The 16237-nt window shown below is 52.0% G+C and carries 11 protein-coding genes; 3 read left to right on the top strand and 8 right to left on the bottom strand.

Annotation, left to right across the window (positions count from 1 at the left end; all coding sequences use genetic code 11):
- Positions 1-61: 61 nt before the first annotated feature.
- Positions 62-934 carry a helix-turn-helix transcriptional regulator gene (locus ABD852_RS06365; protein ID WP_345027331.1) on the bottom strand — a complete coding sequence of 291 codons (873 nt, stop codon included), beginning with the start codon at positions 932-934 and terminating at the stop codon, positions 62-64.
- A 187-nt stretch (positions 935-1121) separates the two neighbouring features.
- On the opposite strand from ABD852_RS06365, the gene ABD852_RS06360 reads away from it, so the two are divergent.
- Positions 1122-3503, top strand: a complete 2382-nt coding sequence (locus ABD852_RS06360) for a TonB-dependent siderophore receptor (RefSeq protein WP_345027330.1) — start codon at positions 1122-1124, stop codon at positions 3501-3503.
- Positions 3504-3581: 78 nt separating this feature from the next.
- Here ABD852_RS06360 and ABD852_RS06355 read toward each other — a convergent pair whose 3' ends face one another.
- Both ABD852_RS06355 and ABD852_RS06350 read right to left on the bottom strand, forming a co-directional pair.
- Positions 3582-6071 carry a hypothetical protein gene (locus ABD852_RS06355; protein ID WP_345027329.1) on the bottom strand — a complete coding sequence of 830 codons (2490 nt, stop codon included), beginning with the start codon at positions 6069-6071 and terminating at the stop codon, positions 3582-3584.
- A gap of 125 nt (positions 6072-6196) precedes the next feature.
- Positions 6197-7219 carry a nucleoid-associated protein gene (locus tag ABD852_RS06350; RefSeq protein WP_345027328.1) on the bottom strand — a complete coding sequence of 341 codons (1023 nt, stop codon included), beginning with the start codon at positions 7217-7219 and terminating at the stop codon, positions 6197-6199.
- 238 nt (positions 7220-7457) lie between these two features.
- On the opposite strand from ABD852_RS06350, the gene ABD852_RS06345 reads away from it, so the two are divergent.
- Positions 7458-9536 (top strand): type IA DNA topoisomerase, encoded by a 2079-nt coding sequence (locus tag ABD852_RS06345; protein ID WP_425568774.1) that lies wholly within the window; start codon positions 7458-7460, stop codon positions 9534-9536.
- A 57-nt stretch (positions 9537-9593) separates the two neighbouring features.
- Here ABD852_RS06345 and ABD852_RS06340 read toward each other — a convergent pair whose 3' ends face one another.
- Both ABD852_RS06340 and ABD852_RS06335 read right to left on the bottom strand, forming a co-directional pair.
- Complete coding sequence (locus ABD852_RS06340) at positions 9594-10502, bottom strand: sugar phosphate isomerase/epimerase family protein (RefSeq protein ID WP_345027324.1); 909 nt, start codon at positions 10500-10502, stop codon at positions 9594-9596.
- 52 nt (positions 10503-10554) lie between these two features.
- Positions 10555-12132 carry an NAD(P)/FAD-dependent oxidoreductase gene (locus tag ABD852_RS06335; protein ID WP_345027321.1) on the bottom strand — a complete coding sequence of 526 codons (1578 nt, stop codon included), beginning with the start codon at positions 12130-12132 and terminating at the stop codon, positions 10555-10557.
- 190 nt (positions 12133-12322) lie between these two features.
- Between ABD852_RS06335 and ABD852_RS06330 the strand changes: the two genes are divergently transcribed.
- Complete coding sequence (locus tag ABD852_RS06330; protein WP_345027319.1) at positions 12323-13183, top strand: N-acetylglucosamine kinase; 861 nt, start codon at positions 12323-12325, stop codon at positions 13181-13183.
- 17 nt (positions 13184-13200) lie between these two features.
- On the opposite strand, the gene ABD852_RS06325 is transcribed toward ABD852_RS06330, so the two are convergent.
- The 3 genes from ABD852_RS06325 to ABD852_RS06315 form a co-directional block, all read right to left on the bottom strand.
- Complete coding sequence (locus tag ABD852_RS06325; RefSeq protein ID WP_345027316.1) at positions 13201-14082, bottom strand: alpha/beta fold hydrolase; 882 nt, start codon at positions 14080-14082, stop codon at positions 13201-13203.
- Positions 14083-14234: 152 nt separating this feature from the next.
- Positions 14235-15179, bottom strand: a complete 945-nt coding sequence (locus ABD852_RS06320; RefSeq protein ID WP_345027314.1) for a fasciclin domain-containing protein — start codon at positions 15177-15179, stop codon at positions 14235-14237.
- A gap of 79 nt (positions 15180-15258) precedes the next feature.
- Entirely contained in the window at positions 15259-16173 is a 915-nt protein-coding gene (locus tag ABD852_RS06315; RefSeq protein WP_345027311.1) for an ABC transporter ATP-binding protein, read from the bottom strand.
- Positions 16174-16237: the final 64 nt, after the last annotated feature.

The following is a 16237-nucleotide window of genomic DNA, read 5'->3' as shown; positions in this document are numbered from 1 at the left end:
ATACGCCTTGAAGGACGCTTCAAGGCGTATGGAAAACAACTGGCAACTTCAGAAGTCGCAGCTACCGGTGCGACTTTATTTTTTTGGGAAGCGTGCCGTAGTATCTTTTAAAAGCCGCGCTGAAATGCGTGCCGTGCCTGTAACCCACTTCCAGGGCTACGGCTTCTACCGACAACGGGGAATGGGTCAGCAGGTCCAGCGCTTTCTCCATTCTGATTTGTGTAAGCAGCGCAAAGGCTGACTGGCCATATACCTTTTTAAAGTTGGTCTTTACGAAGGTAACATTGCTTCCGATGTGCGCAGCAAGCGTTTTCAGGGTGAAATCCTGCTCGGGCGCACTGCGCATGTATTGCTCAATCTGCCGCATCTTATCTACGCTGAGCGCCGGGTTTCTCCGCTTGTCCGGAAAAGTTTCCTGCATACATGCTTCAAGAAACAGTACGGCAAGCTCACATGACTTCAGCGCCTGGTAGGTAGCCCCGAGACCGGTGAGATATTCCCCGGTATTCGCTTTCGCAGCGAGGCAGTGGTGGATCAGCCGGGCAAGCGGGCCGGAAAGAGCATTTGCGGCTCCATATGAAAAAGCGGCTTTGCCGGTTAGCGCTGCAAACAGGGGGGCGGCAGGGTCGAGCTGCAGGACCAGTACCTTACTGCCGGATTCGGAAATAAACCGGAGCGCTACCGGGGCTTTTTCCGCCGCAAAGCAGACAAATTCCCCGGAATTTGCCTGGGTGGTATGTCTGCCGGAGGTAAGTCGGGCATGGCCTTCCAGCAGGTAGACAAAGACCAAACGTTGCGGATTAACTTCCAGTCGGTATTCCCGGTTGGCTTCCGCAGAACGTGTAGAAATAGTTACACCCAATTCGTTCCCGCCTTCTTCGGCCGGCAGCCTTTCCATCGTTATCTGATGATGGGTTCCCTCCTTAAAATCCATCCGGTGAGCTGTTTTTCGCCTCTAGCGAGTAATTGGAACGGGATAATTCAATTCTAAACTTGTTTAGAATATTTCTAATAAATATCCTTTCACGTCAAAAAATAGACTTTTCACGTCAAAAATAATTTAAAACACGGGTTAATTTTGCCGGAGCAATGCAATTAGTTTTATTTAATCTAAATATGTAATGAGAAAAGGTATATTTTTATTCTTTCTGATTCTTGGTTCAGTCCAATTAATGGCGCAGGATTTGGTGAGTTTAAAAGGGAAGGTCACAGACAGCCATAACGCACCGGTTGCCGCCGCGTCTGTATCGGTAGAAGGGACAAGTCTTGGCGCGATTACCGACGAAGACGGCGTTTTTTTGCTTGAACGTGTTCCGAAAGGAAAGCAAATCATAGTCGTTAGTATGGTAGGGTACGAAACCGTCAGGACCCCGCTTCATGCCGGCCGGTCAGAGAACCGTGTACATGCCATCCGGTTGCTGTCCAAGGACAATCAACTGACCGAAGTCGAAGTTTTCGGCCGTCGGGATGCGGCGCCCAGGGGCCTGGAGTCAATTACCCGTATGCCGTTGAAACCTTCTGACCAGATCCAGAGTATTTCGGTAATCTCCAACGTGGTAATTGAGGAACAAGGTGCACTTTCCGTGACCGATGCAGTTCGCAACGTGCCGGGAGTTACCCTTTTCGCCTCCTACGGCGGTGTGAAGGAAAGTATGTCCACCAGGGGCTATCGTGGGATCCCGGTTCTCAAAAACGGGGTCAGGATGGATTCACAGTTCCAGACCGCATCAATATCGACCGATATGCAGGGGGTTGAGTCGATCCAGGTAATCAAAGGATCGGCCGCGATTACGCAGGGTGTTATTACCGATATCGGGAATGCCGGCGGTGTGATCAATATTGTTACCAAAACCCCGCAATTTATTAATACCGGCGAAGTTGGCTTGCGTATCGGCAGCTGGGGGCAGGTGCGGCCTACTTTTGACGTTCAGAATGTCTTGGATGAGAAAAAGACAATCGCACTTCGCGTAAACGGCTCGTTTGAGCGGGCTGACAACTACAGGCCGGTTGTCAACTCTACCCGGGCTTATATCAATCCTTCGCTTGAATGGAGACCGGATGAGAAGACGGCCATTACCCTGGAAGCCGACTATATGAATGATGCCCGCACACCCGTTAACAGTACGGTAAACCTCGGACCGATTACCGAAAATGCATTGTATGAGCTTCCGCACACTAAATTTCTCGGCCTCAGGAATGACCTTACGGAGACCAAAACTTTCAGTTTTTCGGCGCGGCTGACCCGTCAGCTAACCGAGAAACTCAGCATACGCGCGGCTTATATCAAATCAAATTACGATGTGGATGCGACCGGTACTGCTGTTTCTACCGTAGTAAACAATACCTATAACTTGAGAAGAAGGGTGCTTTCCAGGAGCCTCAGGGAGGATCAGAATTCGGTGGTCCAGCTGGATTTTGTCGGGCAGGACGTTATGACCGGAAAAATCTCGCATACTTTCCAGGCCGGGTTTGATTACCGCATCGCAGATGCCACCACCACCAGCCTGGGCTCGACGACAATTGACACTATTGATGTTTTCAAACCTATCACCAATGAGCTGAGGAAAAATGTAACGTTCACGCCTGCAACACCCGTACTGGCTTATTATACCACCTACGGTTTGATGGCTCAGGATGTGATTACTTTCAACAAATATGTGAAGGCAATTCTGGGGGTGCGCTACTCCGAGATACAGGCCAAAACCAATAGCGGGGTTTCCGAACCGCGTCGCGGGGCCTGGAATCCGAGCCTGGGCGTAATGGTAAGCCCTATGAGCCATCTCAATTTCTTCGGCTCCTTCACTACCAGCACCAGCCTGCGTTCCGCCGCCAATTTAATGGCAAATGGTGAAGAGATCGGCCCGTCTTCAACCGAGCAGTTTGAAGTAGGGATTAAGTCAGACTGGCTGAACAATCGGCTGCGGTTCAATTTTACTTATTTTGATATCATCACCAGGAACTTGTCGAATTCCGAATACATCGAAGGTACCAACATCACTACCGGGTACTATTTCAAGGCCGGAAACCTGAAAAGAAAAGGTGTGGAAGCGGAGTTGAACGGCCGGATATTCAGCAACCTCCAGGCCATGCTGGGTTATGCTTACCTGGATGCACAATATGCAGACAGCCCTTCTTACGTGAACGGATCGGCGCCGATGAACGCGCCCCGCCATACGGCAAACGGCTGGCTAAATTATAGCTTTAAAAAGGGATTACCGGGGTTATCGATCGGGTTGGGTGTTTATTACGTAGGCGAACGCCCGGTTAATGAATATTCGCTTTCTCCCGACGGTCATGGCACTCCGGTGGGCTCGAAACCTTTTGACATGCCGGCTTACACCACTATAAATGCGCAGCTTGGTTACAAGGCGAAGCATTTTACCACCAGGTTGTTCTTCAATAATATTGCGGACGCAATCGGGTACAATTCATATTTCAGAGGCGGGACGATCAACCAGATAGACCCTCGCAACGTGGCGGCGGCCGTGAGCTACCGCTTCTGAGATGCTATTATCCTGTAACTGAAACCCCCGGGACCCAATGCCCGGGGATTTTTATTAACTGTCTACGGAGCGGGGCACTCACCGGTAGCTCAGCCAGGCGGTTGCTGTGCAGTCGCGGTCGGCAACAAAGCGTACCCAACGCGACTGGAAACCCGCCGGAAAGGAAAATTCAGCCGTCTCGCCCTGTTTAACGGTTATCTCCCGGTAGCGTAACCAGGGGCCATGCCCGATTGGCTCCGCCTCTATCCTGAATGTAACGGTTTCAGGTAAGTTGTGACTTAACCGCAGGCTTTTTTTGTCATAGAACCCGATCAGGTAGGGGTCCGAGGCCTCCCCGGCTTTCACCGGGCTGTCTTTCCAGGGGCCGCCTTCTCCTTTCGGCTTGCCCAATTCCCAGAGATCGTCGATGGTCCCGGCCCATACACTGGCGTTGCCATCGTTGGAACGGATGATTCTGCCGGTGTTTTGAGAAGAATTTTCAATGCCCGTAAGAACGAGTAATCCGCGGTACGAAGCGTAGTCATGAATAGCGAGGTTATGGGTGGCAACAGGCCGGATCTTGGCGAATCCATCCGCATTTTCCGCGGGGAGCTCGTAGAAGGTACCATGAAGGTTGAGAAGGTCGCGTTCCGTCGCTACTTCCCTGCATAACCGGGTCAGAGCCTGGTCGGTAAGCGTAGACATGGCCTGGGCGCCCAGCGGAAGCCGCCACCTGCGTCCCTTGTCGTCGATCACCAGCACGGAAGAAGCCTCCACACTGACCAGGTTCAAAGGAATTGCGAATTTGTTTCGTATAAATGTTGCCGTCTCCGGATCGTCCTTTTTGACCAGCTTCATTGACTCGTCCAGTTCGTAATACCCTGATTCTGAAAATTTGCCGTCCAAAATTTTACCGGCCAGCAGTCCAAGCGCACGACGGTTGTCCCCTAATCCGTATAGAAGGCCGCCCTGGTAGGTTTTGGCGCCGGTTTCGGCCAAGCCCCGGAAGAGGGTTGTGTTTTTAGTTTTGAAGCGACTGGTATCGGTATAGGAGAAGTGCAGCGTGGCTTTTGTTGCCTGAAGTGGCCGCACGCGAATCCATTCCCCTTTTTGTGCGGCGCTGAATACCAGTTGCAGATCTTTTTGCCCGGCCAGCGTCACACGCTGTAATTCGGTCCATTGGTTGTTGCCATTACGGTCCGTTTCAAACACAAATTCAGTTTCTGAGGGGCCCTCGTTGGCCAGCCAGGCAGACCGGTGGTCCCAGCCGGCAAAGAGAAATGGTTCTGAGAATTGCCCGGCCGTCACCTGTTCGGAAATCCATACGGCGCCTTCAGCGGTATTGGGGCCGAGTTGATCGGGTTTTGACGGAGTAGTGAACCAGAGGTTGGAGTTCGACTGGCCGGGCCCTTCGATTCCGCCTTTTATTTTTCGCTTGTTGAGGAATTCCTTTTGGGCCGAATCATCGCAGCCAAACACCAGTTGGTTATTCCACCGGGTATAGTCTCCTATTACCTTAAGGTAGGCCGATCTGGGCCGGATGCCGGCCGCGTTTCCGGACGAAAACCCGGCAGGAAATTTCCAGAAAAGCCCGTGCATGGTCATCAGGTAATCGGGCTTTCCAGGCGTGCCAACGTTCCGGATCCTCGGCCATTCCGTATTCCAGCCATGTGCACCGTCGTAGCTGTGGCTGGCTTTCGGAAGCCTGTAAAAAGACCATTTCCCGGAGTCGCGCACGCCGAGCAAAACAGACTTATGGTCCCAGCCGGTGGCCCAGATAGGGTCGGTTGCGGGATTGGAGTTGCCGTGAATGCCGCCGGGCCCGGTTACTTCCACAAATTGGTTCCTGCGAACGGTTTTCCAATTCTTACCGTCCCATTCCGACAAGGACCCGGCCTCTATGTCAAATTGCTCCAGCGCCGCTTTTCCGGACTCGCCGTTGTTGGTGTACACCACAACCCCCTGGCCGGAATAGAGTCCTTTTCCATGTGCGCCGTAAAGCCGGGCTGCCGGGCCGCCGGCCTCGCTCCCCTTTTGTTTTTTCGAGGTAACATTGCCGTCTTCATACAGCAGGGTAGGCTCCAGGGTTTCCGTATCTACCTCGTAAAAGCCTTCCTCCATGGTCCCGAAATAGATTCTTTTCTTCGGGTCGGTGAGATGCCGGGCGTTGCCGGTATGACGGCCGGGCATTTTGTTGTAGGAGATCGTGCGCACGTTCCTTTTCGGGTCAATGGCATACGGGCCAATGAACAGCTGGTTGCTTTCGGAGTGAATCATCCGGTTGGCGGGTGTTCCGCCTATACTTTCCGCCCGTACCGCTTGTGCCAACCCCGGCGTAATTTCGTACAGCTTATCCGATGAACCGAAGGGCAGGTGCGGACCGTAGGTGATCACCCAGAGGCGGTCAGCCCACGGAACGACGGCGCCGGTACCACACTCTCCTTCCGAGTTGTACATGGCCAGATGCGGGTAAATGCCGCTGAACGACGGCTTCGCGGCGCTGTTTACCTGGGAATAGCAGCTGGCTGCTGAAAGGGCGGCAATGCCGAAAAAAAACAGGCGCATGTTCCACATAGTGTTAGTTTTCATAGGTGTCCAGGTAGTCGGAGACCGCTATTGCCGAGATGGAAATGCAGGGTGTCGCGGTGTATCCCGGCAGAAAACAGCCGCCGGTTTGCGGGAGAGACCGCGCAACGCGCCCCTTTCTTTAGCAATCAGGACTCTTCTTCGTAATAAAGCTTGTAAAATTTCTTGCCTTTTTCATCATGGCCCTGCTCGATCAGGTTACGATCTCCGTGGATATAGATGTGAAAGTTTTTGTCAAGCTTCAAAACACTTTTAAAGATCCGCGACTGTTTCTTTACAGTCTGGCCGGCTATCTCGAATTTATCATGGATCTCAAGTTCGTTTTCCTTCCGGTACCCCTGGTCGAATAGCTGGAAAGCGTCCACAACGTTAGGATCCGAAAATACTTCAGTCTCAAATTCTTTCTTGTCAAAAACTTCCTTCTTCTTAAAGTAATCTACCGAACGGTTGAGCAAGTCTATCTGGTCGGCTTTGGAAACCTCAAATTCGTTGGGAATCTGGTTGACAATAAAATCCTTGGCCATGTTCATAAAATGGTGCGTGTTGTTCACATGGTCATTTTTGAGCCGGTGGTGGATGAAGTCGTCCTGCCAGTAGGCGGTTTCACCACTTGTATTGTCGATAACGAGCAGGGTGTAGGGCGCTTCTGTAAAAAGGATCAGGCACGCTTTGTCGGGCTTTTTCCCGCCTATACCCCGGCGGACGGCATGTTTAAGCCCGTTTTCCGAAAGGGTGGTTTCAATAAAGCTTTCCTTGTCTTCGTATTTGTAAATGCCCAGTCCTTCCAGTTCCTGGTTGTTTACCTTAATGCCGTCAAATTTTGCGATAAAGAGGTCGCCGCTTTTGATATTCGGATGGGTGGAAGAGGCAACGAGGTGCCTCAGAATGTCCTTTGATACCTCAACAAAGTTTTCTCCCTCCAGGATTCCTTTGGAAAGATTGAACAATACATTATACCCGATGCCCACTTCGTGGCGGAATTCATAGGTTTGTGCCTGGGAGGTGAAGGGCTTCAACAGCGCTTTTTTAAATACGGCCTCCTCTTCCTCCTCAATGTCGATCGCTTTGTCACTGATTATGCTGTTTTCTTCTTCTGACCCGACCCGGTGGAGGATCAGGTCCCGGATCAGTGTCCCTTCAATTTGAATCATGTGTCTCCTGGGTTGCTCGAATCGAAATTCGGGTGAAACGCCAAAATTAACCCAAATAGTGGTCAACAGCCACGACGATGGCCAAAATCTGGGAGGACGGCAAATTTCAAAGATCGGACTCCTGCCGTTGTTACCGCGGTAATTCTGGCTTGTGAGGTATTTTTTTATCAAATTGCAGCCCCGTTTTTTAGAGAGCAGCGGGGGCACTATGAAAGTATGTATTGCGGAGAAACCGAGTGTGGCAAAAGATCTGGCGGAAGTGTTGGGGGCCAGGCAAAAGATGAATGGCTATTACGAGGGGAACGGGTATCAGGTTACCTGGACCTTCGGTCACTTCTGTACACTCAAAGAACCGCATGACTATACCGATCGCTGGAAGACCTGGCGGCTGGAGGAGCTCCCGATGATACCGCCCAATTTCGGTATAAAACTGATTGATAACGAGGGAGTCAGGCGGCAGTTTTCAGTAATAGAGTCGCTTGTAGCCAATTGTGAGGAGGTCATTAACTGTGGGGATGCGGGCCAGGAAGGAGAGCTCATCCAGCGATGGGTGCTGCTGAAAGCAAAATGCAAGGTGCCCATACGACGCCTGTGGATATCGTCGCTTACGACGCAGGCCATTAAAGAGGGCTTTCAGTCGCTCCGGGAAAGTGCCCGTTACGACAACCTCTATGCAGCGGGAAGCGCCCGGGCGATCGGCGACTGGCTCCTGGGTATGAACGCCACCCGGCTTTTTACAACCCGCTATGGTAAGGGTGGAGTGGTGCTCTCAATAGGCCGCGTTCAAACGCCAACCCTTGCTATGATCGTTCAGCGGCATAAAGAGATCATGGCCTTTGTGGTAGAAGAGTACTGGGAACTAAAGACGATCTACCGGGAGACCGAATTTACCGCGATCATTGACCGGCTTAAGTCATTGGACAAGGCCGAAAAAGGGGTTGTTTACCTGGTGAACCATCCTTTTGAGGTGACGTCTTTCGATGCGAAAGAAGGCCGGGAGGGAAATCCGCGGCTCTTCGATCTGACGTCGCTGCAGGTAGAAGCCAATAAAAAATACGCCTTTTCTGCTGAGGATACCCTCAAGTTTATTCAAAGCCTTTATGAAAAAAAGCTGGTTACCTATCCGCGGGTGGATACCACTTATCTTTCTGAAGACCTGCATCCGAAAGTGGAAGGTATTTTACAGCAACTCACGCCATATGCGCAGTTTACCGAGTCGCTGCTGCAGGCTCCCATTCCCAAGCTGAAAACTGTTTTCGACGATCAGAAGGTTACCGACCACCATGCCATTATTCCTACAGGGGTTTACCCGGTTGCCCTCCCTACTGATGAAAAGCGGATTTACGACCTGATTGCAAGGCGTTTTATCGCCGTCTTTTACCCGGAATGCAAGGTGTCGACCACAACGGTGCTGGGGAAGGTAGGGGAGATTGAGTTCAAGGCTACCGGGAAGCAGATCCTGGATCCGGGATGGCGGGTACTGTACGCCCATGAGAAAAAAGAGTCGGCTGAGGAAGAAAAGGTAATGCCCGTTTTCGAGGTAGGAGAAACCGGGCCCCATGAACCGCGCGTCCACCACGGGAAAACCAGTCCGCCCAAGTACTACACCGAAGCGACCCTGCTGCGGGCAATGGAAACTGCCGGAAAACAGGTGGATGATGAGGAAGTGCGGGAATTGCTGAAAGACAATGGCATAGGGCGGCCGTCTACGCGCGCCGCTGTAATTGAAACGCTTTTCAAACGAAAATATATTGAGAAGAAGAAAAAAAATATCATCGCCACCCAGACAGGAATAGACCTGATCGATACCATTCAGAGCGAACTTTTGAAAAGCGCCGAACTGACCGGTCAATGGGAGCGGAAATTGCGACTGATTGAGAAAGGGGAGTACGCCCTGGAAACCTTCAAGCAGGAACTTACGCAAATGGTGGCCGATCTTACCAACGAGGTAAAGACCGGCGCTTTCAGGGTAATATCGGTCGCCGATCCGGTAGCGGCCGAAACCGGGAAAAGTAAACCAAGGGAACCGCGCGCCAAAAAAGAAGCGGTTGACATTCAGGCGCAGCAATGTCCCAAATGCAGGCAAAAAACTCTGATAAAGGGCAAAACCGCCTACGGTTGTCCGGAGTATTCGTCCTGTGGCTTCAAAATCCCGTTCGAAATATTCGGGAAAAAGCTGACCGAGTCACAGGTTGCCGATCTGATCCTGAAAGGAAAAACCGGAAAGCTGAAAGGCTGGCAACTCCCGGACGGCAATACCGTCGAAAGCCGGCTGGTATTGAACGCCGCCTTCGGACCTGAACTTTCAGATGTATAAGCCGAAACGCAAGCCCATTATCTCACCCCTCACCCCTCAAGGCTCATACCTCATATCTCACCCCTCATACCTCTCCCGAAGCAATTTCATCATATAAACATTGATTTCCCATTGGTTAGAAACCGGTTGCCGTGTGTACGGCAGGGTGGGAAAGTAGTCGGGCGGTCCGAATTCTGTAAGGAAGGTGATCGTTTCGTTGTTCTTTGATTTCCGCGCGACAACTGCATCCCACCAGCTCAAGTGGGCGTCTACCGCACTTTTCCATTCCGGTGCGCGCGGATCGTTCACCTGCGGGCCCTGGGCATGGCCTACGCGTGCATGAATATGGTCTACACGCTGCAGCGCCATATCTACGGTCTCTTTTTGGTCGGCAAGCAGTCCTTCATGCACGTTACACCAATGCGAGATGTCAAGTGTCAGCCGCATGTCAGGATTTTGGGTCAGAAACCGGCGTGCCACTGGCGCGGCAAATAACATACGGCCGCGGTGGGTTTCGTGGCATACCTTAATCCCTGTTTTTGACGCGGTTTCTGTAGTGAGATCGATAAATTTCTGATTTTGCTCCCGTGAAAAATAATCCTTTCCGGAATGACAGTTGATGTAGAGCGGCTTTTCGTCGAATTGTGTTGACGCGGCTTTCAGCGAGGATTCAAAAGTTTTAAGATGCAGGTCAAATTCCGGTTGATGTCCGCCGCACAGGTAGCCTACCTTGAGGCTGTGGGTAGCGAGCGCTTCAAAAAGTGCTTTCCGCTTGGCCGGGTCGCCCTGCCACCACATTTCAATGCCGTCGTAGCCTTCTTTTTTAGCTGCGGCGCAGAAAGCGTGTATGTCGCCTTGAAATCCCCAATTGGTCGCCAGAACCGCAATTTTCGCTTTCGGGGCGCCTTGGAAATCCAGGGGGGTGGCAGCCGGCCATAAGGCGGGAGCAGAAAGGCCCGTTGCTGCTAAAAAAGTTCTACGGTTCATGCGGTTGTCTGTATGGGCTGTGAAAAAAGTTGGCACTGCCTGATAAAAGCTGTTATGGCCTGTAATTTAACCTTATGACGGCATCGGCGCACCTTTCTCCGTCCATAGCCGCCGACATAATACCTCCGGCGTAACCGGCTCCTTCGCCGCAGGGAATAAGGCGTTTAACCAAGGGATGTTCACAGGTATCCGCGTCGCGGGGGATCCTGACGGGCGATGAAGTACGGCTTTCCACGCCGGCAAGCACCGCTTCATTGGTCAGGTAGCCTTTCATTTTGCGGCCAAAGTCTGTTAAACCGGTTTTCAGGGATTGCGCCATCCAATCCGGTAGAAATTCCGGGAGGGGGACCGGTGAGAGTCCGGGCTGGTAAGAGGTTTTGCCCAGGTCTGCCGAAGTTTTACCGTTTACAAAGTCGAGGGCGCGCTGTGCCGGAGCTTTTTGACTGCCGCCGGCTACCTGGCAGGTTTTTTGTTCCACCCGACGCTGAAATTCCAGCCCGGCGAGCGGTCCGAAATCTTTACTAAGGTGGTTGGTGTCTATTTCATTCACTGCCACGACCAGGCCCGAATTGGCAAACTCGGAATCTCTTCTGGAGGGTGACATGCCATTTACCACCACTTCGCCGGGGGCGGTAGCGGATGGAACGATGAAACCTCCCGGGCACATGCAGAATGAGAAAACGCCGCGCTGTATTTGCCCTACGTGTGTCTGGGTAACCAGGCTGTAGGCAGCCGCCGGGAGATAAGGGCCGCGGTCGGTTGTGCAATGGTACTGGATCCGGTCAATACTGTTCTGCGGATGTTCAATCCTGATGCCCATTGCGAAGGGCTTACTTTCGATCTGGATACCGCGCCGATGCAACAGCTCAAAAATGTCACGTGCCGAATGACCGGTAGCCAGAATGACCGCCGCGCCGGCAAATTCCCGTCCGTCGGCGGTGGTAACTCCTTTCAGTTGGTTTCCCGACAGGATGAAATCGCTTACGCGGGCATTAAAATGAACTTCGCCACCCCATTGTATAACCGTTTCGCGCATTGCCTGGATAATGCGGGGCAGCTTGTTGGTCCCGATGTGCGGGTGCGTATCAATGAGAATTTGTTCGGTCGCACCGTGGCGGACCAGTATTTCCAGGATGCGCTTGATATCACCCCGTTTGTTGGATCGGGTGTATAGCTTGCCGTCGGAATACGTGCCGGCGCCGCCTTCTCCAAAGCAATAATTCGAGTCGGGGTTGACGATGTGTTCCTTGTTAATGGCGGCCAGGTCGCGTCGCCTCGCCTGTACATCTTTCCCGCGCTCCAGCAGAACGGGTTGCCAACCGTATTCTATGAGCCTTAGCGCGGCGAACAGACCGGCCGGTCCTGCTCCGACAATGACCACTTTTTTGGAGGGATCGGCTTTTTTATAGGGCTGTTCGGTCGTCAGAAGTGCCGGTGGAGTTTCATTGATATACACCTCGGCCATCACAGACACTTTTACCTGCCTGGACCGGGCATCGATAGATTGCCTTATTTTCCTGATTTCGAGGCGGTCGTCGGCGCGGACAGAAAACTTTTTTCGGACAAAGCCGTCAAAGCCTGCAGGGTCCAGGGCAATATCCGGTGGCAACAGGAGATCTAGCTTTTTCATTTACAAAAAAGAGGTTTGAACCGCAATGCCGGATCGTTATGGGCGGAAAGGACCTTTCTTCCATTCAACCCGGCGCCTCAAAACTAATTGATTTCTCTGAAGGGACTCCCTCCTGCGGGAATTAAAGAGATTATTGTTACTTTTCCGGTTCTCATTTCCGGCGGGCGCCATCCCCGCACATCAACTTCATATGAACAGAATATTGATCGCAGACAGCGGTTCGAGTAAAACAGATTGGGCATTGGCAGCGGCAAATGGTGAGACCCTGAAAGAGTGGCAGTCTCCGGGGATCAACCCTTTTTTTCAGGATGCCGATACCATTGAAGCGCTGCTGAACGAGGTGGTTTTTCCGCAGCTTGCCGGAAGCGAACCTGCCACTATAGCATTTTACGGGGCTGGATGCGCCGACCCGGCCATTAATGCCCCCCTAAAAGGAATTTTTGGGAAACAATATAAGGGCGCCACTGTAGGTGTCGAGAGCGACCTGCTGGGCGCTGCCCGCAGCCTGTGCGGGCATGAAAAAGGGATTGCCTGCATTTTGGGCACGGGGGCTAACAATTGCCTGTACGACGGCCGGGAGATTGTCGGAAATATCGGTTCGCTCGGCTTTTGGATGGGCGACGAGGGCAGCGGGGGCTATCTGGGTAAGCGCCTGGTTATTTCGTTCCTTCATAAGGAGCTCCCCGAAAACCTGAGCGCAGCTTTTTCTGAGAAGTACCCCGGCGTAAATCGCCTGGAGATCCTGGACAAGGCGTATCGCCAACCCTTTCCCAACCGTTATTTTGCCCGGTACACGCATTTTCTGAGCGAACAGCAGGGTGATGCTTTTGTCGACCGGTTCCTTGAGGAAGCCTTCTTACTGTTTCTTGAAAAATATGTGTGCAAGCATCCCCATGCAGATCGCTACCCGGTCTCATTTACCGGCTCGGTTGCCTGGATATTTCAGCAGCAGCTTTTACGGGCCGTGGGAAAAATGGGGCTGCAACCCGGCAAAATAGAGCAGAGGCCAATGCCGGGGTTAATCCGCTACCATTTGCCGGGAAACGGGTAGAGCGGCGGGTAGATGGTTTAGCGGATCAACTCCAGAATATTCTGTTCGACCAGTTCCGGCCGGTCGTCCAGAATGCTGTGACCGAGCCCGTCGAGTGCCACTACTTTCAGGAATTTGGCATTCTTAAGCTTCCGCTTCGCATATTCGGCGTTTGAGAAATAGATCAGGCCGTCAGATTTACCGTGTAATAAAATTACGCGCGCCCTGATATTTTCCCAGCCGTCCTGGATTTCCTCCAGGGCCGATTTGTGGCTGAGTTTTTCGTCATTGGCCACACGCAGTACTTTCGGGAAAAACCAGCGGGACCACCTGGAGTCAAGCATGTCGCTGACCACCGGGTAGGTATATTCCTGCCCGGGGGCAAAAGACGAGGAAATGAAGAGCAGGCCCTTTACAAATTTGGGATTCATCATGGCCAGCCGGGCCGCTACCGAACCACCATAAGAGGAAGCGACCATATAGATTTTACGATTTTCTTTCGCGTATTTGTCGATTACGGGTTGAAGCAGCCGCGCCTGCTCCACAATGGAAGTAACGGCATGCCCGAAATCGGAGTAACCGTAGCCGGGACGGTCCACGCCGACCAGCATGGTCCTGGACAGCAGTGTTGAATCGGTATAAAACGCGCGAAAGAAGTTCATGGAGCTGGGCGACCCATGCACCAGGATGGTGACGGGCAGGGTATCCGATCCGAATTCCGCAAACCTGATATTACGTTTGTTAACCTGGTAGTGATAAATGCGTACACTGTCCCCTACGTTCGCGGTGAGAGATTTGATCTCTTCATCGCTGATCCTGAATTCTACCTGGTGTGCATATCTCCAAAGTGTGAAGAGCAAAAGCCCCGAAAAAAGGAGTAGCCACTGGCGCCAACGACCTGTAACGTAAATCTTTTTCATCGGTGTAGAAAGTTTGGAGCTATGAGGGGCTGGCCGATACCTTATGCCTCACCACTCATGGCTGTTTCACAAAGTGCTCAACTCTAAATATAAGCATTTGTAACGGCAGACGCAAGACTTTCCGATGGCTACCCGGGCGGGCCACCAGGTTTTTAGGGGAGTAAAACCCTGTCCACTACGTGTATAATGCCGTTTTTTGTCAGGATGTCAGATCGGGTAATCGTAGGTAAAGTGCCCGAATTCTGCTCCGCCGACACCGTAATTTTTCCATCCACCCCGATCAGGAGGGGGTGTCCGCCCACAGACACGTATTGTCCTGTTGCCAGGTCGGTAGTGAAATAAGCTTTCGGAAGAATATGTGCGGTCAGGATCGAGGTAAGTATTACAGGGTCGGAATTGGTGATGTCATCGATTGTGGCAAAACCGGATGCTATGAAAGCTTCATTTGCGGGGGCAAACAAAGTGAAGGACGAATTCTCCGACGTCAGTTGGTTGGCGAGGTCGGGATTTGCTGCAAAAGCCCGGGTCGCCATCTCGGCAAAGAACGAAAAAGACGGGTTGGCGCTAATCCACCCGGCCAGCGTGAACTTTGACGTCGAAGGGACGTGGTCAATAGCGTGAATAACCCCGTTGTTCGCCATGATGTCCGCCTGGATTACATTGGCCATGTTCACCAGGAAGCGGCCGGCATCTTTGGTAATGAACAGGTTGCTGTTATCGAACGCTTTGATTTGCTTTTTGTTGAGGGCGTCGAAATCTTTGGCCAGGTGCAGGCTGTCCAGCATCAGGTACTGAACAACAGCCCGAAGCGAATCGCGGGAGAGCGATCCCACTTGCCCGGGGTCGGTAATGCTCATTTTTCTGAAGGCTTCGTCTGTGGGAGCAAACAGCGTATATGATCCGGTTCTGAGCGCATCGGACATGCCGCCCTGTTTCAGTACGGACCGCAGAACGGTGAAACGGCTGTCGTTTTGAATGACATCCGAAATGGTTTCAGGCCTGATTTCCCCTTCATCTTTGCAACTAACGAGCAGCAGGGCAAGAAACGGGAGCGCGAGTGCCGCGCGGAATATATTTTGGAAACGAAACGATCTCATAAAGCGAGTCTTGTTGATATGGCGAATGTTACCAGTGGTGTCCATGTAAAAACCGCGAAGATAATGATTTTCAATTATTTTATGACTCCGGGACCTCTCCCACGGCCTGTATGAAAATATCATGCATCGACGGAATATTTTCTCCGAATGACCGGATTTCAACCTGTTCGATTAAAACCGAAAGCAGTGCGTTGGCGCCAGTATCGTCAGGAAGCGACAGCGTGGACCTGGTTATGCCGTCAGGAAAGGCCTGGCTGCTTATAACCCGGTACATAGGGTGCGGTTCGGCGAGGGCGCCGCGGTATTCTACCTGGAAGGTATTCGTTTTAAAAGCTGACTTGATTTCGCTCTTGGGGCCTTCCAGTATTTTCCTGGACCGATGGATCAGGGCAATGTGATCGCACAGCTCTTCTACCGATTCCATCCGGTGCGTCGAAAAAATCACGGTATGACCTTTTTCTTTCAATTCAAGGATTTCGTTTCGGATGAGGTTGGCATTGATCGGGTCAAAACCTGAAAAGGGCTCATCCAGTATAACGAGCTCCGGTTCGTGAAGAACAGTGGACACAAACTGGATTTTTTGCTGCATTCCCTTCGACAGGTCCGATATGGTTTTGGTCCACCAGGGTTTTATATCAAATTTCTCGAACCAGATACGGAGCTTATGCATGGCTTCCCGTTCAGAAAGTCCTTTCAGTTGGGCGAGGTACAGCAACTGGTCGCCCACTTTCATTTTTTTATAAAGGCCACGCTCTTCAGGAAGGTAGCCGATCCGCCGGATATGCGACTCATTGAGACGTTCGCCTGCAAAAAGTATGCTTCCGCTGTCGGGGGCAGTAATCTGGTTGATAATCCGGATAAGGGACGTTTTGCCCGCTCCGTTCGGTCCCAGCAGCCCAAAAATGGAACCCTTTGGAATCGTAACGCTTACCCGGTCCAGCGCCCGGTGCTGGTTGTACTCTTTTACTACCTCAATGGCTTCGAGAAAAGGCATAGACAGATCAATCGATGGCTAGCGCAAATTAAGTACAAAGTTTGTTTAATGAACGAAAATGTGG

The organism is Ravibacter arvi (assembly GCF_039540405.1).
Lineage (GTDB): Bacteria > Bacteroidota > Bacteroidia > Cytophagales > Spirosomataceae > Ravibacter > Ravibacter arvi.
This window is presented reverse-complemented; position numbering and strand designations above follow the sequence as displayed.

Coding starts and splice junctions, on each gene's coding strand:
- ABD852_RS06365 (WP_345027331.1), bottom strand. CDS start 934: ATGGATTTTAAGGAGGGAACCCATCATCAGATAACGATGGAAAGGCTG.
- ABD852_RS06360 (WP_345027330.1), top strand. CDS start 1,122: ATGAGAAAAGGTATATTTTTATTCTTTCTGATTCTTGGTTCAGTCCAA.
- ABD852_RS06355 (WP_345027329.1), bottom strand. CDS start 6,071: ATGAAAACTAACACTATGTGGAACATGCGCCTGTTTTTTTTCGGCATT.
- ABD852_RS06350 (WP_345027328.1), bottom strand. CDS start 7,219: ATGATTCAAATTGAAGGGACACTGATCCGGGACCTGATCCTCCACCGG.
- ABD852_RS06340 (WP_345027324.1), bottom strand. CDS start 10,502: ATGAACCGTAGAACTTTTTTAGCAGCAACGGGCCTTTCTGCTCCCGCC.
- ABD852_RS06335 (WP_345027321.1), bottom strand. CDS start 12,132: ATGAAAAAGCTAGATCTCCTGTTGCCACCGGATATTGCCCTGGACCCT.
- ABD852_RS06330 (WP_345027319.1), top strand. CDS start 12,323: ATGAACAGAATATTGATCGCAGACAGCGGTTCGAGTAAAACAGATTGG.
- ABD852_RS06325 (WP_345027316.1), bottom strand. CDS start 14,082: ATGAAAAAGATTTACGTTACAGGTCGTTGGCGCCAGTGGCTACTCCTT.
- ABD852_RS06320 (WP_345027314.1), bottom strand. CDS start 15,179: ATGAGATCGTTTCGTTTCCAAAATATATTCCGCGCGGCACTCGCGCTC.
- ABD852_RS06315 (WP_345027311.1), bottom strand. CDS start 16,173: ATGCCTTTTCTCGAAGCCATTGAGGTAGTAAAAGAGTACAACCAGCAC.